This window comes from Allobaculum sp. JKK-2023 (assembly GCF_034745455.1).
Taxonomy (GTDB): Bacteria; Bacillota_I; Bacilli_A; order Erysipelotrichales; family Erysipelotrichaceae; genus Allobaculum.
Genome location: NZ_JAYERV010000003.1, coordinates 685485 through 705919 on the forward strand (window position 1 = coordinate 685485; position 20435 = coordinate 705919).

General features: G+C 45.4%; 20 protein-coding genes. 7 read left to right on the top strand and 13 right to left on the bottom strand.

Translation table 11 applies throughout. The features are described from left to right. Nucleotides 1-27 precede the first annotated feature (27 nt). The 7 genes from U4956_RS02845 to U4956_RS02875 all read right to left on the bottom strand — a co-directional run bounded on the left by U4956_RS02845 (nucleotide 28) and on the right by U4956_RS02875 (nucleotide 6550). Entirely contained in the window at nucleotides 28-540 is a 513-nt protein-coding gene (locus U4956_RS02845) for a DUF4428 domain-containing protein (protein ID WP_323088918.1), read from the bottom strand. A gap of 292 nt (nucleotides 541-832) precedes the next feature. Next, nucleotides 833-2362, bottom strand: a complete 1530-nt coding sequence (locus U4956_RS02850) for a xylulokinase (RefSeq protein WP_323088919.1) — start codon at nucleotides 2360-2362, stop codon at nucleotides 833-835. A gap of 2 nt (nucleotides 2363-2364) precedes the next feature. After that, on the bottom strand, nucleotides 2365-3414 hold the full coding sequence (locus U4956_RS02855; protein ID WP_323088920.1) for a zinc-dependent alcohol dehydrogenase: 1050 nt from the start codon (nucleotides 3412-3414) through the stop codon (nucleotides 2365-2367). Nucleotides 3415-3977: 563 nt separating this feature from the next. Beyond that, the gene (locus U4956_RS02860) at nucleotides 3978-4817 is read right to left on the bottom strand and encodes a PTS system mannose/fructose/sorbose family transporter subunit IID (RefSeq protein ID WP_323088921.1); all 840 of its coding nucleotides are present in this window, start codon (nucleotides 4815-4817) and stop codon (nucleotides 3978-3980) included. A 2-nt stretch (nucleotides 4818-4819) separates the two neighbouring features. After that, nucleotides 4820-5623, bottom strand: coding sequence for a PTS sugar transporter subunit IIC (locus U4956_RS02865; protein ID WP_323088922.1), 804 nt, complete (start codon nucleotides 5621-5623; stop codon nucleotides 4820-4822). 13 nt (nucleotides 5624-5636) lie between these two features. Further along, complete coding sequence (locus U4956_RS02870; RefSeq protein WP_323088923.1) at nucleotides 5637-6119, bottom strand: PTS sugar transporter subunit IIB; 483 nt, start codon at nucleotides 6117-6119, stop codon at nucleotides 5637-5639. A gap of 2 nt (nucleotides 6120-6121) precedes the next feature. Next, nucleotides 6122-6550, bottom strand: a complete 429-nt coding sequence (locus U4956_RS02875) for a PTS sugar transporter subunit IIA (RefSeq protein WP_323088924.1) — start codon at nucleotides 6548-6550, stop codon at nucleotides 6122-6124. A gap of 834 nt (nucleotides 6551-7384) precedes the next feature. Between U4956_RS02875 and U4956_RS02880 the strand changes: the two genes are divergently transcribed. After that, on the top strand, nucleotides 7385-8218 hold the full coding sequence (locus tag U4956_RS02880; RefSeq protein ID WP_323088926.1) for a class II aldolase: 834 nt from the start codon (nucleotides 7385-7387) through the stop codon (nucleotides 8216-8218). 370 nt (nucleotides 8219-8588) lie between these two features. On the opposite strand, the gene U4956_RS02885 is transcribed toward U4956_RS02880, so the two are convergent. Continuing rightward, nucleotides 8589-10508, bottom strand: coding sequence for a BglG family transcription antiterminator (locus tag U4956_RS02885; RefSeq protein ID WP_323088927.1), 1920 nt, complete (start codon nucleotides 10506-10508; stop codon nucleotides 8589-8591). Nucleotides 10509-10870: 362 nt separating this feature from the next. Here U4956_RS02885 and U4956_RS02890 point away from each other — a divergent pair, with 362 nt between their 5' ends. Continuing rightward, nucleotides 10871-11059, top strand: coding sequence for a transposase (locus U4956_RS02890; RefSeq protein WP_323088928.1), 189 nt, complete (start codon nucleotides 10871-10873; stop codon nucleotides 11057-11059). 526 nt (nucleotides 11060-11585) lie between these two features. Here the strand turns inward: U4956_RS02890 and U4956_RS02895 are convergent. The 5 genes from U4956_RS02895 to alsE form a co-directional block, all read right to left on the bottom strand. Further along, nucleotides 11586-11867, bottom strand: coding sequence for a PTS sugar transporter subunit IIB (locus U4956_RS02895; RefSeq protein WP_323088929.1), 282 nt, complete (start codon nucleotides 11865-11867; stop codon nucleotides 11586-11588). 104 nt (nucleotides 11868-11971) lie between these two features. Then, complete coding sequence (locus U4956_RS02900; protein ID WP_323088929.1) at nucleotides 11972-12253, bottom strand: PTS sugar transporter subunit IIB; 282 nt, start codon at nucleotides 12251-12253, stop codon at nucleotides 11972-11974. Nucleotides 12254-12534: 281 nt separating this feature from the next. Continuing rightward, nucleotides 12535-13989, bottom strand: coding sequence for a PTS ascorbate transporter subunit IIC (locus U4956_RS02905; RefSeq protein ID WP_323088930.1), 1455 nt, complete (start codon nucleotides 13987-13989; stop codon nucleotides 12535-12537). Nucleotides 13990-14370: 381 nt separating this feature from the next. Next, nucleotides 14371-14820, bottom strand: coding sequence for a PTS sugar transporter subunit IIA (locus tag U4956_RS02910; protein ID WP_323088931.1), 450 nt, complete (start codon nucleotides 14818-14820; stop codon nucleotides 14371-14373). Continuing rightward, the gene (gene alsE / locus U4956_RS02915; RefSeq protein WP_323088933.1) at nucleotides 14817-15488 is read right to left on the bottom strand and encodes a D-allulose 6-phosphate 3-epimerase; all 672 of its coding nucleotides are present in this window, start codon (nucleotides 15486-15488) and stop codon (nucleotides 14817-14819) included. Before alsE ends, U4956_RS02910 begins: the two co-directional genes overlap by 4 nt. A gap of 161 nt (nucleotides 15489-15649) precedes the next feature. Here alsE and U4956_RS02920 point away from each other — a divergent pair, with 161 nt between their 5' ends. From U4956_RS02920 to U4956_RS02940, 5 genes are all read left to right on the top strand, one after another. Further along, nucleotides 15650-16483 carry a transketolase gene (locus U4956_RS02920; protein WP_323088934.1) on the top strand — a complete coding sequence of 278 codons (834 nt, stop codon included), beginning with the start codon at nucleotides 15650-15652 and terminating at the stop codon, nucleotides 16481-16483. Next, nucleotides 16480-17427 (top strand): transketolase family protein, encoded by a 948-nt coding sequence (locus tag U4956_RS02925; protein ID WP_323088936.1) that lies wholly within the window; start codon nucleotides 16480-16482, stop codon nucleotides 17425-17427. The genes U4956_RS02920 and U4956_RS02925 overlap by 4 nt, the downstream gene beginning before the upstream one ends. Next, nucleotides 17424-17882: a PTS sugar transporter subunit IIA gene (locus tag U4956_RS02930; RefSeq protein ID WP_323088938.1), complete on the top strand. Its 459-nt coding sequence runs from the start codon at nucleotides 17424-17426 to the stop codon at nucleotides 17880-17882. Before U4956_RS02925 ends, U4956_RS02930 begins: the two co-directional genes overlap by 4 nt. A gap of 137 nt (nucleotides 17883-18019) precedes the next feature. After that, nucleotides 18020-18406, top strand: a complete 387-nt coding sequence (locus U4956_RS02935) for a hypothetical protein (RefSeq protein ID WP_323088939.1) — start codon at nucleotides 18020-18022, stop codon at nucleotides 18404-18406. Continuing rightward, the gene (locus U4956_RS02940; RefSeq protein ID WP_323088940.1) at nucleotides 18403-20400 is read left to right on the top strand and encodes a BglG family transcription antiterminator; all 1998 of its coding nucleotides are present in this window, start codon (nucleotides 18403-18405) and stop codon (nucleotides 20398-20400) included. The genes U4956_RS02935 and U4956_RS02940 overlap by 4 nt, the downstream gene beginning before the upstream one ends. Nucleotides 20401-20435 lie beyond the last annotated feature (35 nt).

Genomic DNA, 20435 nt, shown 5'->3' on the forward strand with positions numbered 1-20435 from the left:
CCAGATGGTGCAGATCCATTATCTGTTCTATCTGTTCGCGATTTTTTCTTTATCGAGGCAGTCTTTCATCCGTCTGGCCAGATGGTAGGACTGGCGAAAAGCGAAACTGGAAGTGCGAATTGGTTTTTTAGCCAAATCGATCGAAAGATCAGAATGGTCTTTCATTTTCACCTGAACCGATAAAGCAGACATCTCAGCAGCAGGATCACCTTTCACCTGGCAGTCGACAATCTCATCGGCTGGATAAGCGTGAACCGTTGAAAACTCTTCCTGAAATTTTCCACCTTTAAGGATCGCAAACTGGTGATGTTTTCGGTCGACAGCCAGAAAAGGGCCGATTTTTTCACTGATTTCAAATCCATCCGGGGTCTGGCCTGCTTTTACGATATTGGCCACGACTTCATCGAAGCTTAAATCCGTAATCGTCTGCTTATAAAACAGGCTGGCTTTTCGATAACACTCCGGGCAAAGACTTCCTTCCTGAAAGCGGAAGGAATGAAGTGGCTTAAGTGGCTGATGGCAGACTGCACAAGTTTTCATAGTTTTTTTGGGATCCGAGCAATGCGGTTCTTACGCAATCTGTGTGGTCCACTAGGAATCACTGGTTAAGCCTTCTTTACTTAAAGGATTTTAAGAGGACATAATCAGAATTTTCCGGAAAAACCACAGACTTTGCGTAAGAACCAGCAATGCGGCCCTTTCCTTTCTATATTGTTTTTCTATACCGTTTTATACCGTTTTAGGTCGGGTGTTAGCCGTTTGGTGTCATTCCTGATCTTTCTGGATAATCATTGATGAAACTCTATTCAAAACTTCTGCGCAAAATCTCTGGTTATTCATTGTTCTGATTGAAGACTACGCTCATTTCCATCAGGTTCAAAAAGCGCTGATATTTCTTTTCAAGTTCTGGAAGACAGGCTGGCTGATATATTTTTTCGGCCGGTTCTTTTGAATGCTCAATCCTTTGACTACTGGTTTCGGACTGAGCGCAGCCATCGATTCTATCCTTTCGTTCTTTGTGCAAAACGCGCAGAGCACTTTGCATGACCCCTTCTGCAGCCGAAGAAGCGGATTTTCCGGCTTTGAGAGGGACCTGCAAGACATTGGCCAGCATCTGCATCCATACATCTGAGCGGCTGCCGCCGCCTGTTACTTCGATTGACTCATACACTTTCAGATCGATATCCATTTCACGTGCCAGCGTCCGCAGACCAAAGGCAACGCCTTCGATTACAGCCAGAGCCATCTGCAGCGCATCCGTGCGGGCGGTCAGGCCATAAAAAATCCCCTGAAGACCTGAATTGGGATAGACATATTTATCACCATTGAGATAGGGACAGAAAATCAAGGATCCCGTATCAAGATGATCAGGATCTGCCTGATTCAAGACCCGATCAAAATCTGCATTCAGGATATTCTGAACCCACCAGTTCAATGCCGAACCGCCGCTTGCAAGCGACCCCTGAACCATTGTCAGCATCGTTTTGCCATCCAGGGAAAAGAGAATGTTCTTTCCTGGATGATCAAAATCAGGATGATCGCGGCACGCCATGATCACGCCACTCGTTCCAATGGAAAGAATCGGTTTTCTCTCTTCAAATAAATTCAGTCCTAACGCGCTGGCTGAATTATCTCCGGTGGCCGTCAGAACCAGACAATTCTCTGGAAGGTCAAAATAGTCGGCTGCTTCTTTTGTGATCGGCCAGGCCTGCTGTTCGATTCCCGTAATTTCAGGAAGAACCGAAAGGTCCAGGTCCAGAATCTCTAACATATTTATACTTGGTTTTGCGCTGTTGTAATCCAGCAAAGAGGATGTGCTCATGTCGCAGTAATCCGAGACCGCTTGTCCAGTCAGTCTGTAAACCACATAGTCAGGGGCGATCAGAATCTTCGTGATCTTCCGATACAGATCCGACTCGTTTTCTTTCATCCACAACAGGGCAGCTGCCGGAGAGCCGGCGGAAAGAATCGAGGTGATTCCACTTGGATTCTTTCCGGGTTTTCGGGCGGCTTCTTTTTGATCCAGAAGTGTCTTCAGGCGATCTGCCTGGTCTTTAGCCCGCAGATCATTCCACATTAAGGCTTTTCGAAGCGGTCTTCCCTGTTCACCCAGAACAATCAGCGTATGCATCTGACCCGTTACACCAATGGCCTGAATGGTGTTTCGCTGCGACTTTGTAAAATCCTGAAACAGACAATCCTGAATGGCTTCAATCCAGCGATCGGGATCAATCTCCTTATATCCCTCCTGCGGCTGGTCAAGAGAATACTCCCGCTTCGAACTTTGAATCAACTGACCGTTTTGATCAGCCAGGCTGATTTTGACGGAACTTGTTCCCAGATCAATCCCGAGTACTGCCATGACTATTCTCCAAAAGTCAGGATTACTTTATAGGTACCAGGGCGGGAGGCAAGAGTAATCGCCTCGCCAAAGTTCTCAAAATCAATGGTTTTTTCCAGGAAAACCGTTGGATCTACAATATTTTTGGCGATAAGGTCTACAGACTGAGCAAAGGCCTTAATTGTCGGAGATACGGCTCCAGTGATCGTGATCTGGTTAGAGTGAATGGAACCCATATCGACAGGAACTGGAGTATTGGGATGAATGGAACTGAACATCACAACGGTTCCCGTTGGGGCGGTCATCTGAACAGCCTGACCGGCAATAGCCGGAATTGCTGTGGTGTTGAAAACGTATTTTGCGCCTCTTCCTTCTGTCAGTGTCTTGACCTGGGCAACTGCATCAGATGCTAACGGGTCAATGACCTCATCACAACCTAATGCCAATGCTTTTTCGCGGCGTTCTTTCATTGGTTCGCTTAAAATAACCCGTGCGCCGCGCAGTTTGGCAAGAACAACATGCAGCAAGCCCATTGTTCCTCCACCAATGACGACGACATCTTCACCATAGGTAAGCTGAGTCCGGTTGATCGAATTGACTACGCAAGCCAGCGGCTCAGTAAAGGCCATTTTTTCAAAAGAAGTCTGTTCAGGATAGAGATACAGATCTTCAGCTTTGGCTTTCACATACTGACCAAATCCCCCGTATCCGGACAGGCCGTTGTTATTATGGAAAATTGTACTTTTGGGATGATGTTCGCAGATGTTTTCATCCCCATGTTTGCAATAGTAGCATTGTTTACAATCGTCAATAATATAGCTGACAACTTTGTCCCCTAAATGCCATCGATCGCTGACATTTTTACCCATTGCGGCAATCGTACCGCAGTATTCATGACCGCCAATTCGGGGATAGCTGTAGCTGCAGTCGCCATGGAAGTCACGGACATCATTGGTGCAGATTCCCGACGCACGCACCTGGATCAATACTTCATCGTCTTTCAGTTCGGGAACTTCAATTTCCTGAATGGAAAAATGTTCTGGCTGTTCAAGGATGATTGCTTTCATTTTCATAGTGATTACCTGTCTTTCTATCTTGTTTATTCCTGCAGATCTTTTTCTGTATAGTTCTTTCTGTTCAGTCTGCTGGCTGCTTTGTATCCAGAAAATCTCAAAGTCAATTGATCGTGCCCATCATGGATGTATGGCGTTATGGTTTGAGCTTTTTGTGGACCTATATGAGCAATCCTGGCAAATCTTTGCGGTGTTTTTTCGGTTTGCCTTTGTTCAGTCGATGACCTATTGGAAGGCCCCGGATTCAATCCAGAATCCGGGGCCGGCTGCCAGATTTGCAGCCAATCCGTACCAATAGATCAAAAACTCATCAGGCCCTCTTCGGAATGGGGCTCTTACGCAAATATCGTGTTTAGCTATCATCATTATTATCGACGATAGCAATTGCCGCTAAGCCCAATAACCCAAGATGCGATAGGCCAACTCATCTCGAATTAGGTATTGATTATTTAATCAACAATATGAATGATGCAAGCTTATTCATTCTCCAGGATTATTAGTGTTAAAAACCACATTTGCGTAAGATCCCGGAATGGAAACCTTCCTTTCTTACGTTTTGCTGATTAATAAGTCAGAATACCTGTCAGACCGCCAACAATACCCGTGACGATAATCAGGGCAATAATCTTTAAAGAAGACCAGCGTTTCTTACTCATGAGGTAGTAAATCAGCATTGTTGCTCCAAGCGGCAGAATTTTCGGGCAGACCGCATCCAGGAAATTTGTCTGGATCGAGTAGGTCTGAGCGGAAGACACAATTTCAAGACCGCAGACAGCAGAGACATAGTTCACAATCAGGCCGCCCATCACCATGCAGCCCATAACAGAAGCCCCTTTGATCAGCTTGTTGAGAATTCCTTTTTCCAGAAAGTCCATAATGGCTTCACTTCCTGCCCGGTATCCGAACATGAAGTTGATATAGGAAAGTGCATAAGCACCAGCAAGAATCAAAACTGTATAAATGATTGCGCCCCAGACATTGCCATTTCCGGATCTGGCCAAATCAATACAGATTGCCAACAGAATTGGGATCACCACACCTTGCCAGATGGTATCGCCCATGCCGGCTAATGGACCCATTAAAGATGTTTTCAGGTTGGTGATAAATTCACCTGGAATATTTTTGCCCTCTGATTTCTGTTCTTCCAGGGCAATCGCCATACCAATGATGCAGGCGCCGAATTCAACATGGACATTGAAGAATTCGATTTCACGTTTCATGGCTTCTTTTCGCTTTTCAGGATTGTTTTTATAGAGATAGTAGATGACACAGGAGAAAACCTGAGCAACGGCCTGTCCCATCATTCGTTCGTAGTTATAGCAAGTCTGAGGAAATGTTTCCCAGACCAGCCAGGCTTTGGTTAATGCTGATTTTGGAATCAGTGAACTCTTTTTTTCGGACATCTTCAGTCATCCTCCTCATCGTCATACTCATCAGAAGAAACAGCACCCGCCATCACTTCTTTCTGTTTGGAATCGGTAATCTGTACATAAATAATGGCCACAACCAGGGCGATAATACCCAGTGTTAATAATGGAAGGCCAGAATATACGGCAAGCAAGAATCCCAGGAATAAGAAGACGCGGGATTCGCCTTTGTAGATGTATTGCAGAGTAATTGCGATTCCTAATGCAGGCATCAGACCTCCGATGACCTGGAAGATTGTCAGAACTTTGCCGGACAGAATGTTCAGAATCCCTTCGATATAGTTGGCTCCAAAGTAAGCAGCCAGGGTGCATGGAATGGCGGTAGCCAGGAAGCAGAGTACCTGTGGATAGACAACATTGGCCAGCCAGATCTTGTTGTATTTGCCTTCATCAATGTAGCGGTCAGCCATGTGAACGAAGAAGGAATCAAATGTCATACGGCCAGACCAGACGATCGTTCCAAGAATTCCGATTGGAACAGCAAGAGCCAAAGCCGTTTCCGTATCCAGGCCGCCTGAAATTGCATAAGCAGTTCCAAGGATACCGGCTAAGGCCATGTCGGCCGGCATCGATCCGCCAGCGGACATGAATCCAAGGTAAACCAGGTTAATACTTGCTCCGATCATGGCACCTGCTGCAGGATCGCCCAGAACACAGCCAGTTAAGGTTCCGCAGACCAGAGGTCTTTGCAGGGACCAAAGCCCTGCAAAAGGAAGGTTGCCAACCGAAAGCCAATAGATAACGCCCAGAATAAAGGCTTGAAGAAGAGTGATCTTTTCCATTTGTGCCTTCCTCCTAAGCCAGATAGCTGTCGACTTCAATGACCTGCTGTTCAGGAACCAGCTGGTAGTAGACGCGGACATTGTTTTTTCTCAGTTCGCGGATGCTTTCAATTTCATCTGGATCACAGGCAACATTTTTGATGAATGGGGTTCTTTCATTTCTTAATCCCATGCCACCAAGATTGACTTCCTTGAGATCCAAGCCCAGCTGCTGCATGCGATGGTAAGTAATTGGAGTTTTGGTCAGAACCATAACTTTTTCATTCGGAGTTTTGGAATCTTTTTTCAGAATTTCTGCTCCACGCTCAGTGGAATAGACATTCACTTTGACTCCATTCGGAGCCAGTGCTTTTACAACACGTTTGTTGAATTCGTCAGCAGCAACGCCATCGTCAACGATGATGATGCGGTTAACACCAAGAGCTGGTGTCCAGACAGAAACAACTTCTCCATGAATCAGACGGTCATCCACGCGGGCTAATACGATGTTTTTCATAATTAATCTTCCTCCTCATCGCCGTCACACTCGGCGTTCTGAAATAACTGAGATACGTTCATTACTGTGTCGCCGGCCTGTCTGGCAGCATCTTCACACATCTGGGCAGCGCTCTTGCCTGAATATCGGCTCAGGACCATATCGAGCAGCAGCGGCAGGTTAATACCGGTCAGGTGTTCAAATTTGTAATCCCGCATCAGGGATACAACTGCATTGAACGGGCTTCCATGATAGAGATCTGTACAGAACAGAACCTCCTGGTCAGCAGGTGTGCTTTTCAGTTCTTCTTCAAGTTCATCCGTCAGGTCGTTGACGGTCTGCTCAGGCATCAGGCCAAATGCTTTGAGATCTTCCTGCGGTCCGGAAAGCATCTGGACACTTTCAACGATGCCTTTGGCAAAACCGCCATGCGAGACAACAATCATTTTCATAGTGATTTTTCCTTTCTTGTTTGTTCCTTTTTTCTTTGGGATTCCCCGTTTGTGTTCCCTGTCTTGTGGGGGAACTCACTTGACACTCGCAGTATAGCAACCCCCATAAAAGTCCTTTCACAATGTTTTGCTTCAAGTTCATGCAAATTTCATTTCCGCAAATCTGCGTCAATTGATGCAGCCGTAAAAAAAATCATGCAATTCCTGCAGGTCGTAAAGAATCCTGAAATGGGATAAATCTTGCGTAAAAGCCGCTTTAAAATCTGCATTAACCAGCCGCAAAACCATAGTCTTTCTGTCCTGCTTCGTTTTCTATACTTTGAGCGTATTCAAAACTTCTGATACCGGCTGCTTCATCCAAGTGTGCTGATTTTCCTTTATCAAAAAGGAAAAAGTTCGAAACTTCCCATCAGGTTCTTCTTGGGCTGACCAGTCTGATTCCATACTCAGTCTCTGGCTCGTTGTACTGGTCCAAGTTTCCGGTCAATTGCTGCGGTCCCAAAGAGTCGACTGAATCAGTTTTCTGATTGATCAGAAGCTTCCTTGTCTGCGATCTGACTCTGCGATCTGAATTCTCTTCTATACAGAAGGAGAATTTTGAAACGGAAAAATGATAAGGAGAAAAGAAAACTGATAAAGAGAAAAAGATAAAGATAAAGAGAGGGAGTAAAAAGCATCCGATGGTAAGACAAAAGCACAGCTATATCAACAGCTCTAGAAAAGACAGATTAAAGAATGCCGGATAAGCAAACAGAACGCGCAGGAAGTGCTGACTTTGGGGTCATCGATCTTCTTGCAGCAATTCAGGAGTTAGGAAAAGGAGAAAAAACCAGTATGAAAATTGTTAACGGCTACGACTTAATGAACTACGCAAAGGAATACCACTATCTGCTCCCTGCTTTCAACACAACCAATATGGAAATGACGTATGCGATCGCCAAGGGACTTAACGAAGCCAGATTGCCAGGCTATATCCAGATTTCCTCGAACAATCTGCGCCTGTCTTCACCAGAAGCTATCGTTGCTCTGACACGCGATGCATTAAAAGATGTAGATACTCCAATTGCTCTTCATCTTGACCACGGCAAAACCTATGAAGATGTAAAAGCCTGTGTTGATGCTGGATTTACTTCTATCATGATCGATATGTCCCATCTGCCCTTTGAAGAAAACGTCAAGGAAGTCCGAAAAGCCGTTGACTATTGCCACTTCTACGGAATTCCAGTGGAAGCAGAACTTGGCGCTTTGATGGGGAAAGAAGATGATCACGTTTCGGAAGCTGACTGCCATACCGATCCAGCAATGGTTAAAGATTTCGTAGAACGAACTGGCTGTGATTTACTTGCCGTTTCAGTGGGAAATGTTCATGGACTGGATATCCAGCCGAAAGTTGATCTGGATCTGCTTAAAGAAATTGCGGACGTTTCCCCTGTTCCACTGGTTATGCATGGCGGAAGCGGAATTCCATTTGACACGATCCGTAAAGGTCGTGATGCCGGCTTATTAAAAGTGAATTATGGCTCTGACTTACGAAAGGAATTTGTAAAAACATTTGGTCAGGCTTATGAAAAGAATCCCGCCTGCTGCAGCGTCATCGAACTTTCTTTGGATGCTGTAGACAACGTTGCAGCCAAAGCCAAAGAACTGGTTGAAATCATTAACAGTTAAATTCTGCCAGCCATTTTGAGTCATTGACCTTTGATCATCGCTTGAAACCGATTGATTTTTGAGGATTGGTTTCTGGATCGTTCCAGCATTTCAGATCGCCGTGACTCTCCTTTCCTTTCAACACATGCCCAATCCTCTTAACAAATACCCAAAAATTCTCTCTTCATCTGTTTTCCTGCTGGAATCTTCCACCTTACCGATAAAAGGCATGCCATCTGGCATGCCTTTTATCTTTAGAGGATAATCGACTGGTCGTGATCATTCAATTTCAATTTTATCTTTGCTGGGTATATTTCTAATTTTCTGCTTTCGAATGTGTCAAATCTTATTTCTATTTTCATCAATTCAGTCTGGTTGCAGCCAGAAAGCTTTAAAGGCGGACCGGCTGCTCTTCCAGTGTATTTCGAATCAGCGAAATAAAATGAGAGTATTGAGGAGTTCTCGCCAGACGGGAGGCAAAAGATGGATCATTGAAAATTCTGGCCATATAGTCCCATAACGAAAAAGCCCGCAAATTATTCCGGCCAATATGCATCATCAACACCAGGCTGACGGTATGGCCTTCTCCATCCCAGATCACTGGATTTTCACAGATGCATACAGAAATAAAAGTATCCGCACTCACCGCCTGCATGGGATGCGCAAGAGCAATATGATGACCAAAGTAGGTGCTGCCAATGGATTCGCGGCGGATGATTTCCATCTCCAGTCCATCCAGATCCTCGCAAACCTTCTGCGCCTGTTCACACATCTGATGAAGGATTTCATTTTTCAGTCCATCTCTGACAGTCATAAACAAATCCTGACGGAAAATATTCACCACATCATCCACACTCTTAAAACCATTCATATTTTGTTGAATGTTGATAAAATCGCGTTTTTCAGGAAATGGCGAGATCAGCATGGCCGCTCCGGATTCAAACAGTCTGTTCTTTTCAGTCGTCAGAATCAGATCATAGGTATCAAACATCTCTGGAACAACATCCGCTTCCTGGCAAAAATCCAGCTGACTGATTGACTGCGAAAACCAGCGCAGCAACGTCTGACGAATCAGCAGAGTAATCGATTTACGCTGAGCGGTGCATACAAGCATTTTCTTCCCTGCTTCAGGTTTATGAACATCCAATAAAGCAGAGTAAAAATGCAGAGCCAATAAAGATAACTCTGGAGAGGAGATCCGCTCGGGATTGTCCTGCTCCAGGATATAGGTAAAATACTGAGCCAGTTCATAGCCTAATGGATAGCTTTCACGGATAAAGGCCAATGGCTCTTCCTGGATCTGCAGACCATAATGGGCCCGCATCATCAAAGACTGACAATGCAAAGCCAGTGTTGTTTTCAGAGACAGATTTTGGGTAAAGTCAATATCAAAAGCTTTCTTAATCTCTTCCAGTCCACGGGAAACCAGCACCATCGTCTGCTGATTCAGGACACTGTTGTCATCAGTGTTCTGCAAACTGCTCAGGCAGACCGAAATAAAGTCTTTCTCATATTCCGAATACGGGACCAGAAATGCTCCAGCGATCTTTTGCATGATGGCTTTAGCCAGATCATCTGTCTGCAGGGTTTCTGTGGCAGAAGTGCTGGTCATCTCCTCCAGTCTGAAGCCATTCTGCATCCGGAATACCGCAATATTAATCAGCAGCGACAGATTGGTCAGATCGGTTTCACTGATAGAAAATCGGAATTCAACAAACGCTTCAGTGAGCAGGTCCTGAATCCGTTCCAGATTGTATTCATCAATATAAAGCGTCTGGCTGTTTTCATCGATGGTCATATACAGATCCTGATCGGACAGAAACCGACGCTTGCGCAGTTCACTGCCATCAATTAGAATCCGGCTGCTGCTTTTAAGCAGTTCAAGCTGATATTCATGCAGAATTTCTTCCGCCCTTTTCAGATCGGCCATCAAGGTTGAATGTGAAATATAGAATTTATTCTCGAGTTCATAATAAGTCATTGCCCGATGCCGGTTGAGCAAAAGCAGAATCATCTGAGTGACACGATCCTGCGGACTGGCGTACTGCTCCGCCCCCAGTTTCTGATAAATCCCCTTAAAAAAGGAAGTAAACTGAGCCGGATCTTCAACAATCAGACAGGTTCCCTTGTTAGATTTGGATTCCAGTCTGGCTCCGGAATCCTCCGCCAGGACAGATTTAATCACTTTGATATCTGACTGAACTGTGCGCAGACTGACAGACAATTTGTCACAGAAAACAGATGCCGGAAGAAAGGCTCCCTGATTTGAATAAAATTCCTGAAGAATATCAATTTGTCTTTGACTAAGCATAGTGAAGAACATTTCCTTTCTTACCAAGAATGTTTTATTTCTCTTTCATTTAAAACTTAAAGGATTCGATTCATCGAATCGGTTACACGGTTTATTATACAAAGATCGTGAATGGATTGGGGATGATTCTGGAAGGCGAGATAGAAAAATCATGCAATCAGTCATTGCATGATTTTTCGCAGTCTGGTCGAACAAACGCTTCTCTTCATTTTTCTTTTTCTTGTTTCACCATAGCAAAAGTCTGGCGGTCTAGTTTGGGCAGTCTTGCCTGATCCTGCATCTTTCTGTGAAGGTACCTAACGTCATGTACAAAAATTTTTTCTGTACCCCTTCCACACATTGCCCCTAAAAAAGCGCCAATAATGTTTATGGATCAAGCCTGCGAGTTTGTCAGTAGCAATCAGGACGATATCTTTCTCGATGCCGATTCGACAAAAGCCGATCTCTATGGTAAGCAGGAAGGGGCAGCACGGATCCATCACTATAGTCAGATTGAATACCATCCGTTTGTCATTAATGAATACAACTCGAAAGCCCTTGTGGGAGCATGACTGCGTCTTGGATCCACTTATTCTGCCGACGAAGCTGAATCGAACATGGCTGAAGTCCTCATGCCATCAGAGCTAAAGAAACAAACAGACTTGAAGGCCTCTGTCAGGATGTCTACAACAGTTCCAGTCATGAAGAAGACAGCACTTATACTTCATCTAAGTCTTCTCTTCTGGATTACTTTACCAGATCTAAGAATTTTGTTACAGGATGCCGATTTTTCCATAGAATTTTGTTACAGGATGTCAATTTTTCTTTAAAACCTATTATCCGCATCTTTTTTCGAAGAAATTCTTAAGGGCATCCTTTTGCCTATTCTTGATCTTTCTGGAACTTTCCATTTTACTGGACTGCTTAATTCTGCCGCTGGCCGTTAACATGACCTTGATGCTGGCTTGCAGACAAAGATCCCGTCTGGCGGGAGGGCAGACGGGATCTTTCAGGATAGGATTTGAGATGAGAGAGTGGAGAGAAGTTTTTGGGGAGTAGTTAATGATTTCTGATTCTTCTGTTTGATGCAGAGATTGTTCAGGCAGCGAACTGATCTTTGAGTTTTGCTGTCAGTTCATTCATATTCATCAGCTCATCGAGAACAATGACTCTTGGATAGTCTTTGAAGACGTAGCCCAAGTCTTTTCCGACAACAAACAGGTCGGCACTGTTTACATTGACTTCCGATACAGTCGTGTGGTCAACACTGACCCCATTGATGCCCAGGCTGGAAAGAGCGCGTTCTGTATTCATGGATACGATCATGGAAGATCCAAGACCGGAACCGCAGCAGCAAAGAATAGTTCTGATGGTTTTCATAATGTTTTCTCCTTATATTTCATCGTTTTTAACCAGATCGGATCTAATTGATCCGCGGAACAGTTCGGCAGACCGTTTGGAAAGTTCAGCTTCCAAATTTGGCTTTAAGCAGCAAACTGGTCTTTCAGTTTTGCAGTCAATTCGTTCATGTTCATCAGTTCATCAAGAACAATGACTCTTGGATAGTCTTTGAAGACGTAGCCCAAGTCTTTTCCGACAACAAACAGGTCGGCACTGTTTACATTGACTTCCGATACAGTCGTGTGGTCAACACTGACTCCGTTGATGCCCAGGCTGGAAAGAGCGCGTTCTGTATTCATGGATACGATCATGGAAGATCCAAGACCGGAACCGCAGCAGCAAAGAATAGTTCTGATGGTTTTCATAATATTTTCTCCTGATGGCTTTTGCCCTTATCTGTTATGAAATGTAGATATGGAATGAGTAGTGGATGAATCAGACTCTGATCCACTGGACCAAAACGAACCCGTATACATGAACCGACATATACCCCGATATACTGATATATGGTAAGGATTCAATCCAGAAGAATAGGCAGACTCAAAATTTAAAGAAACTGTTTCGGGATCCGGGATCAGTCCGACTCCCGAAACAGTGGGTTTTATTGTTGGCTCTTACTTGTTGCAAGAATCAGGTAATTCTTTGTTTATCTGCCTGCAAGGGCAGCTTCTTCTTCCTCGGTTACTTCAGCGGGCTTTTTTTTACGGCTGAACACATACATCATGATTGGCGCGAAGTAAACCACTGCACACAAGATGAAGACTGGCAGGCCTGGAGCCATATTGATGAAGTTACCAAACAGGATGGCCAGTGCGGAGAAGTCTGCATCTGAGAAGGTTGTGTTGCTGAAACCAAAGTTGGAGAACACGAACATGGACAGTGCTGGCAGGAAGGTGATCAGCAGACCATGAACGAAAGATCCAAGAACACAGCCTTTATAGCCGCCTTCAGCATTTCCGAATACACCAGCAGTTGCGCCGCAGAAGAAGTGAGGAACAACCCCTGGCAGGATGATTGCGATTGGCGTCAGGTTTGCATTGGCCATAATCAAAATAATCATGCCAAGAATGCCGCCAACAAAAGAGCAAAGGAAACCAATTAATACAGCGTTTGGAGCATACGGGAAGACAACTGGGCAGTCAATTGCCGGAACAGCACCAGGAACCAGTTTTTCAGCAATACCACGGAAAGCAGGAACCAGTTCACCAACAATTAAACGAACACCGGACAGGATGATATAAATTGCTCCCGCAAAGGACATACCAGAGGTTAAAGACCATACAATCCAGTTTGTCTGCGTTTCAGCGCCTACGTTGAGCAGACCGCCAAGATTTGGATAGGAAGCCAGGATGACTTCTGGATCAGCCGTTAAGATCCCGCGGCCAACAGCCACAGAGCAGACGATTAAGAAGAAAATCATCATGGTTAAAGAAATCGATACAGTTGTGTCGCGTAAGAAAGTCAGGCGCTGGGGGAATGGAATCTCTTCAGTGGATTTAGTACCTTTGAAGAGTTTTCCAACCTGGGCAGAGAGCCAGTAGCCAACGCCTCCGAAGTGCCCAAAGCCAAGCTGATCGGTATGAACGATCTTTTTCATGGTTGGTTCGCAGATCATTGGAGAGAAACACATCATAAACGCCAGCAACATCGCACCGGAAATGACAAGCATTACGCCGTTGAGACCCGCAACACTTAACAGGACGGAGATCATGGCTGCCATGTATAAAGTGTGATGACCAGTCAGGAAGATGTAGCGCATTTTGGAGAAACGGGCCAGAACAATGTTCAGGACCATTGCCAGAGCCATGATGTAAGCTGTGGAGGTTGCAAAATCATTTAAAGCCAGGGAAACAGCGGCTTCACTGTTTGGAACAACCCCCTGCATGTTGAAGGCATAGTTGAATAAGTCACCGAACGCAAGCAGCGAACCGGACTGTAAAAAGGAGGATCCGGCAGATAGCACCAGGAATCCGACGATCGTTTTGATCGTCGATTTAATAACGTCTTCAATCGGTTTTTTCTGTAATACCATACCGATACAGGCCAGCAGGCCGACCAGGATCGATGGGGTAGACAGGATGTTAATGATAAAGTTCAACATAAATTTTCCTCTCTTGTCCTTTTGGGTTTCTTGCCCTTTGGAGTTTTGTCGTAGATCTTCAATATTTCTTGATGGATCTGGAAATCTTTATTCTGGATGGGCATCCAGTTTCCAGAATGGTAAATCTGATTTAGCTGTTTTATCTCTTTTATAGCGGTTGGCTGAGACGCGGTCAATCCATGATTGAATACTTAAAGCGCGTCTTATTTATGCTGGATTTTAATATTTTGAATGCTCTTTTATTCAAAAACGACCGTCTCGTTTTTCACTTCCTTTCGCCAGACCATCTTTGGATGACCTTTTCGACGTGACTTCATAACTTTTCTTTTGGTTTGCAGCTTTATGCAAAGGACCCGTTTCGATCTGCTCTGGTCTTTCTTTTTAAGCAGCAGCGCTTTCGACAAACAGGTTGTAAATCTCTGAAGGAGTACCGGCGCCAAGAATCGAATCAATTTTGGATGAATTCATAAAGATGTTGGCGGTAGCCCGAATCCCTTCCATGTGGGACTCTCGATCACTTGCCGCTAAGGCAACCAGGACGTGAACATCAGGACCTTCTTCACTGAAGCGGACCGGATTTTTTAATACGGTGACGGCCATCTGTGTTCCGTTGACTCCTTTTTCAAAGCCAGCGTGAATCAGGGCCAGTTCAGGACATAAAACATAGTAAGGTCCATATTTGGCGGTGTTTTCCAGAACAGAATCTTCATATTCCCAGGTGCACCAGCCGCCTTCCTGTAAAGGAATCAGGGCGGTGTGGATGGCGTCTTTCCAGTCTTTTACGCCTTCTTGTTGGCGGCAGTTTTCAGGCTGCAGCAGTTTTTCAATCATGCGGTCTCCTTTCTGAATTCTTCTTTCATTTTTTCGCATGCTGTTCTCAGATCTGGATCGAGTGAGAACAGTCCTTTGTTGCCGATGATATAGATATCGGCACCCGCTTCCCTGAGGGCTTTGTAGTTTGCTTTGTTACAGCTGCCATCTATCTGGATGCGGTAGTGATACCCCCGCTCTTCACGAAGTTTTTTTGCCAGAGCGATTTTATCGAGCATTTCCTCAATGAACTTCTGACCGGCAAATCCGACATCGACGGTCATGATAGTCAGAATGTCTACGGAATTGAGGTAAGGCTCAACATAGGAGAGCGGGGTTGCTGGATTGAGAACGACGCCAAAATCACAACCGGCGTCTTTAATTTTATGGATCATGCGGAAAGCATCCGTATTGATCGTTTCCGCATGGGGGCTGATGCAGCTGGCACCAGCAGTTGCACAAGCCTCGACCCAGTCAGCCGGTTCAGTTGTCATCAGATGTACATCAATATATTTATCTGTACACTGACGAACGGCTTTTAAGACCATTGGACTGAGAGTGATATTCTTGCAATAGTGGCCGTCCATAATATCGAAATGGTAGAGGTCCATCTGTTGATCCAGAACGTTCAGCTGTCTTTTCATCTGAACCAGGTCCATACACATTAAGGAGGGGGCGAATTGTTCCATGTCTTGTTTTCTCCTCTTCGCTGTTCGCACCATCAGAATATGAAATTTTTGCAACCAGAATAAGAACGGCTTCGTGCATGTTTTTGTGCACAAAGCCGTTCTCTTTTTTGAAGATTTTTGTTGGTAGGATCGAGGTGTCACAAGAAAGGAAGACAAAACAAATGAACACTGCTAGTACCACCTCTTATATTGAAGAAAAAGCCCGGGCAATTCGACAGGACGTGATTCGCTCAGTCTATCTGGCCGGATCCGGTCATCCCGGTGGATCTCTGTCGAGCGCTGAAATCTTTGCCACTTTGTATTTCCATGAAATGAATATCGATCCAGCTGATCCGAAAAATCCGGATCGCGACCGCTTTGTCTTATCCAAAGGCCATTGTGCTCCAGCTTACTATGCTGCTTTAGCCGAACGCGGCTACTTTGATAAAGAAGAACTCGATCACTTACGGAAATATGGATCGATCCTCCAGGGTCATCCTGATATGAAACATATTCCTGGAGTCGATATGTCGACCGGTTCCTTAGGTCAAGGCGTATCAGCTGCTGCGGGAATGGCGTATGGGCTGCGGATGAAAAACAGTCCTGCTCATGTTTATGCACTGCTTGGTGATGGTGAATTACAGGAAGGTCAAGTCTGGGAAGCGGCTATGTTTGCCGGATCCAAAGGTCTGAACAATCTGACCCTGATTGTTGACAATAACAATCTTCAGATCGATGGAACCATCGATGAAGTCAATTCTCCTTATCCAATTGACGAAAAATTCAGAGCCTTCAATTTCAATATTGAAGTGGTCGATGGCAACGATGCCCATGCAGTTCTGGATGGTTTTGAAAAGTTAAAGCGGAAAAGTGACCGTCCTTGCGTGCTCATTGCCCAGACAATCAAAGGAAAAGGTGTTTCCTTTATGGAAAACGTTGCCGGCTGGCATGGCAAGGCCCCAAATAAAGAGCAGATGATGCAGGCCATGCATGACTTAGAGGAGGAAGCAGAATGAGTGCAGTTGCAACCCGCCAGAGCTATGGCGAAGAACTTGTAAATTTAGGAGATCAGGACTCTAATGTCGTGGTCCTTGATGCCGATTTATCCGGCGCAACGATGACCAAACTCTTTAAAGAAGCTCATCCGGACCGCTTCATCGACTGTGGAATTGCCGAAGCCAATATGATGACCGCTGCCGCAGGTCTTTCCACAACCGGTCTGGTTCCTTTCGCTTCTACTTTTGCAATGTTTGCGGCTGGGCGTGGATTTGAACAAATCCGAAATTCCATCGCTTATCCGCATCTCAATGTCAAAATCTGCGCTACTCATGCCGGTATCAGTGTTGGAGCTGATGGGGCAACACATCAGGCGATCGAAGATCTGGCTTTGATGCGTTCCATTCCTGGCATGGTTGTTTTAAATCCATGTGACGATCAGGAAACAAGAGCCTGCTTATGGGCGGCCCATGAATATGAAGGACCCGTTTATGTCCGTTTGAGCCGTCATCCGGTTGAAGCCGTTTATACGGACTGTCAGTTTGAGATTGGAAAAGGAAAAATCTTAAAAGAAGGCGAAGATGTAGCTTTAATCGCAACTGGCATCGAGGTCCAGGAAACTTTAAAAGCTGCAAAAGCTCTTGAAAAAGAAGGGGTGTCGGTTCGCGTTGTGGATCTGGCTTCTATCAAACCAATTGATAAAGATCTGATTCTCGATTGCGCAGACAGATGCCAGCAGATTGTCACAATTGAAGAGCACAACATTATCGGCGGCCTTGGCTCAGCGGTTGCTGAAATCGTCAGCGAAAACCATCCAGTCCCAGTCCTGCGCATTGGTGTAGAAGACCGCTTTGGCCAGTCCGGCAGTGGTGTCGAATTACTCCATGCCTATGGTCTCGATTCTGAGTCAATCGCCAAAAAAGTTTTGACCTTTGTAAATCGAACTGATACAACTAAAGCATGAAGACAGAGGGCAAATTAGTTTCAGAAAAACAGATCAGTCATATCTGCAGATCACGGGACTGGAAAGACGCCGTTCATCAAGCTTTGGACCCGTTCTTTCAGGCCGGTATTGCGCCGGCTGAATACGAAAAGACCGTCATTGAGCAGATTGAAAACCTGGGGCCCTACTGCATTCTTCGTCCCGGCCTGGCTTTAATCCATGGTCCGGCGTCGGAAACGATCAAAAAGACCGGTCTTCACATCGCTCGATGTGACCAGCCGGTCTTTTTTAACGAGACTTCCCTACCAGTCACCTTGATGATCGCCGTATGTGCCCCAGATAAGCCGCAATACCTGGCTCTGATCAGTCAGCTCGCTGCACGATTGCGTGGTCAATACACCGCCAAATATTTGGAAACACTGACCGACGAGCAGCTGCTTGCTCACTTTGAATCGGTCTTTAAGCTTCTGCACTGAATCTGGTCTTAAGATTTTCAAAGTCATATCTCTTTGAAAGCCATTTACAATTGAACCACTACATTTCCAACGAGAAAAGAAAGGAAAATCTGAAACGCGTCCTGTTTTCAGGCCGCCCATTTCAGGTCCATTTCCCTATGAAAAAAGAAAAGACAAGCTTTTTTAAAAAGAAAGATCCGAATAAGAAGGAAATCAACAAAAAGGAATCCACTGCTCCAGTTCACCTTCAAGCTGTCCACTCACCGATCATTTCGATTTTCTGCTGCTGTGCCAGCGGACTTGGTTCTTCTTTGATGCTCAAAATGACGGTTGAAGAAGCACTGGAGATCGTTGGGCTGAAAAACTATGAACTTTCTTTTGGCCAGGCTTCTGCCATCCCCATGATGGCCAACCTGATTTTATGCTCCGATGAACTTGCACCAAATTTACATGTCAGTCAGGATGTCCGGGGGCTGCATGATCTGATGGATGAAAACGAAGCAGCCAAGGTCATTCAATCCTGGCTGAAGGAGCGCGACCGATGAGATGGCTGAATGAGAGAACCCAGTCCATTCTAGAGTATTTATTAATGCTTTCTTCGCCCGTCAGTCTGGGAGAAATCGGCGAACACTTCCAGATTGCCAGGCGGACAATTTATAACGAAATCGACCGGGCGAATGTCTGGCTTAAATCCAGCGGCTTTGCCCCCATTGAAATCCAGCGCGGCAAAATTGAGCCGCTTTCTTCCAATGTTATCCGTTCCATCCGCCGTCGGTTAGAAGAGAAAGAAAAGAATCTGTATATTCTTTCTCCCCAGGAGCGGGTGTGGTTGATCATCGCACTGGTCCTTTCCAAAACCGATCGTATTCTGATTGGAACGCTGTTAGATCTGCTTGAAGTGAGCCGGACTACGCTGCTTGCCGATTTAAAAGCGGTTCAGTCTTCACTGGCCAGTTATGGCCTGAGTCTGAGCAGTAAAGGTCGCGCGGGCTATGAAATTGAGGGATGCCTGGTCACAAAACGGGCTTTATTCTTAATGCTGCTCAACCGCATTCCTTCCCTGCCTAAAGAGACCTATCTATATCGACCAAGACTGGAAGCTATTCAGGAACGATACATTCTGCTCAAACGCGTCGAAGCCAGACTGCATCATGAATATATTGAAGAAGATCTCTATGATCTGGCGGTTCTGCTTACATTCTGCAATCAAGAATCCATCAATTTTGAAGAGATGGATCGAAACCGGATTGAAGCCAGTGAAGAATTTCAGGCTGTTCAGGTATTCTTTGATTTCTTGTCCAGAGATGAACAGATCTATCTGACTCTTCACTTTCTGGGTTCCCGACTGACCGGATTTTCTAAAGAAGATTTCGACAGTGCAGATCCGGAACTGCTCAGTATTACGGATGCTTTTATTCAGGAATTCCAAAATGCAGCCTGTGTTGAATTTGATGACTTCAAATCGCTGCGTCAGGCTCTGTTTCATCACATCAAAGCTTCCCGCTACAGATATCGTTATGGGATTCAGATTGGCAGCCCTTTAGAAAAAGATATTCGCCAGGAATATCCGGAAATCTTCCGAATTACCCAGGAAACAGCCGTCTATCTTGAGCAGGCTTTGCAGGTTCATGTCACCGATGGTGAAATCGCCTACCTGGCCTTACATTTTGGGGCTTTTCTTTCCCTCCCCCACAAGAAAGAAAACCAACTGCGCATTCTCATCGTCTGCGTGAGCGGAATCTCCGCTGCCAACATGATTGCCAGAGAAGTCCGCCAGCTGTTGCCCAGTGTTGAAATCACTGGAATTGAAAGCCTGCGGTCTCTGGCCAATCCACATCTCAAAGCTGATCTGATTATCAGTTCAGTTGAGTTCCAGGCATTAATTCCGGTCATCATGGTTCATCCAGTTTTAACCAGAGAGGACCGAAACAATATTCTCAACCATCCTCTTGTCGCTGCCCATCAGCGTCAGGGCAACGCTCAGGCTCTTTATCTGCGCCTTGCAGATCTGGTCAGCGAAGAAAACCGGGAAACCCTTAAAACCAGACTGATCGACTACTTCAGTTTTGCAGGGAACGAAAAAGAAGCAAGGCCTGTTCATCTTGCTCCAATGCTAGACGGCCGCATTCGAGTTTTCGATGGTGCTCCGGACTGGAAGCAGGCATTACGTCTGGCTGCCTCTCCTTTGTTAGAACGCGATGAAATCACCCAGGGCTATATCAATACCATGATATGGCTAAGCGAAGAAATGGGTCCTTATATGTTCATGACCAATGATGTTGTCATTGCCCATGCCAAGCCTGAAGAAGGAGTCAATGAACTCTGTATCTCGCTGGCCTATTTCAGAGAACCGGTGGATTTTCTTGGCCGTCCGGCAAGGTTTCTGTTTGTTCTGGGAGCCATTGACCAGAGTACCCACTTTCCTTTGCTGAAAGAAATCCGATCGTACTTCAAAAAACCTGAAGATCGTGAGAATCTCTTGCAGGCAAAATGCGCAGAGGAACTGGCTGGCCTGCTCAGAACAAAGTCAAACCCATAAAAATACTCTCTGCTTGCCTCACCTCAGAACGCATT

What these genes read in the sequence shown, in the direction of transcription:
- U4956_RS02850 (WP_323088919.1), bottom strand. Translation starts at nt 2,362, where the DNA reads ATGGCAGTACTCGGGATTGATCTGGGAACAAGTTCCGTCAAAATCAGC.
- U4956_RS02885 (WP_323088927.1), bottom strand. Translation starts at nt 10,508, where the DNA reads ATGCTTAGTCAAAGACAAATTGATATTCTTCAGGAATTTTATTCAAAT.
- U4956_RS02910 (WP_323088931.1), bottom strand. Translation starts at nt 14,820, where the DNA reads ATGATTGAAAAACTGCTGCAGCCTGAAAACTGCCGCCAACAAGAAGGC.
- U4956_RS02925 (WP_323088936.1), top strand. Translation starts at nt 16,480, where the DNA reads ATGAGTGCAGTTGCAACCCGCCAGAGCTATGGCGAAGAACTTGTAAAT.
- U4956_RS02940 (WP_323088940.1), top strand. Translation starts at nt 18,403, where the DNA reads ATGAGATGGCTGAATGAGAGAACCCAGTCCATTCTAGAGTATTTATTA.
- U4956_RS02935 (WP_323088939.1), top strand. Translation starts at nt 18,020, where the DNA reads ATGAAAAAAGAAAAGACAAGCTTTTTTAAAAAGAAAGATCCGAATAAG.
- U4956_RS02920 (WP_323088934.1), top strand. Translation starts at nt 15,650, where the DNA reads ATGAACACTGCTAGTACCACCTCTTATATTGAAGAAAAAGCCCGGGCA.
- U4956_RS02875 (WP_323088924.1), bottom strand. Translation starts at nt 6,550, where the DNA reads ATGAAAATGATTGTTGTCTCGCATGGCGGTTTTGCCAAAGGCATCGTT.
- U4956_RS02880 (WP_323088926.1), top strand. Translation starts at nt 7,385, where the DNA reads ATGAAAATTGTTAACGGCTACGACTTAATGAACTACGCAAAGGAATAC.
- U4956_RS02860 (WP_323088921.1), bottom strand. Translation starts at nt 4,817, where the DNA reads ATGTCCGAAAAAAAGAGTTCACTGATTCCAAAATCAGCATTAACCAAA.
- U4956_RS02845 (WP_323088918.1), bottom strand. Translation starts at nt 540, where the DNA reads ATGAAAACTTGTGCAGTCTGCCATCAGCCACTTAAGCCACTTCATTCC.
- U4956_RS02900 (WP_323088929.1), bottom strand. Translation starts at nt 12,253, where the DNA reads ATGAAAACCATCAGAACTATTCTTTGCTGCTGCGGTTCCGGTCTTGGA.
- U4956_RS02930 (WP_323088938.1), top strand. Translation starts at nt 17,424, where the DNA reads ATGAAGACAGAGGGCAAATTAGTTTCAGAAAAACAGATCAGTCATATC.
- U4956_RS02905 (WP_323088930.1), bottom strand. Translation starts at nt 13,989, where the DNA reads ATGTTGAACTTTATCATTAACATCCTGTCTACCCCATCGATCCTGGTC.
- U4956_RS02855 (WP_323088920.1), bottom strand. Translation starts at nt 3,414, where the DNA reads ATGAAAATGAAAGCAATCATCCTTGAACAGCCAGAACATTTTTCCATT.
- U4956_RS02895 (WP_323088929.1), bottom strand. Translation starts at nt 11,867, where the DNA reads ATGAAAACCATCAGAACTATTCTTTGCTGCTGCGGTTCCGGTCTTGGA.
- U4956_RS02865 (WP_323088922.1), bottom strand. Translation starts at nt 5,623, where the DNA reads ATGGAAAAGATCACTCTTCTTCAAGCCTTTATTCTGGGCGTTATCTAT.
- U4956_RS02870 (WP_323088923.1), bottom strand. Translation starts at nt 6,119, where the DNA reads ATGAAAAACATCGTATTAGCCCGCGTGGATGACCGTCTGATTCATGGA.
- U4956_RS02890 (WP_323088928.1), top strand. Translation starts at nt 10,871, where the DNA reads ATGTTTATGGATCAAGCCTGCGAGTTTGTCAGTAGCAATCAGGACGAT.
- alsE (WP_323088933.1), bottom strand. Translation starts at nt 15,488, where the DNA reads ATGGAACAATTCGCCCCCTCCTTAATGTGTATGGACCTGGTTCAGATG.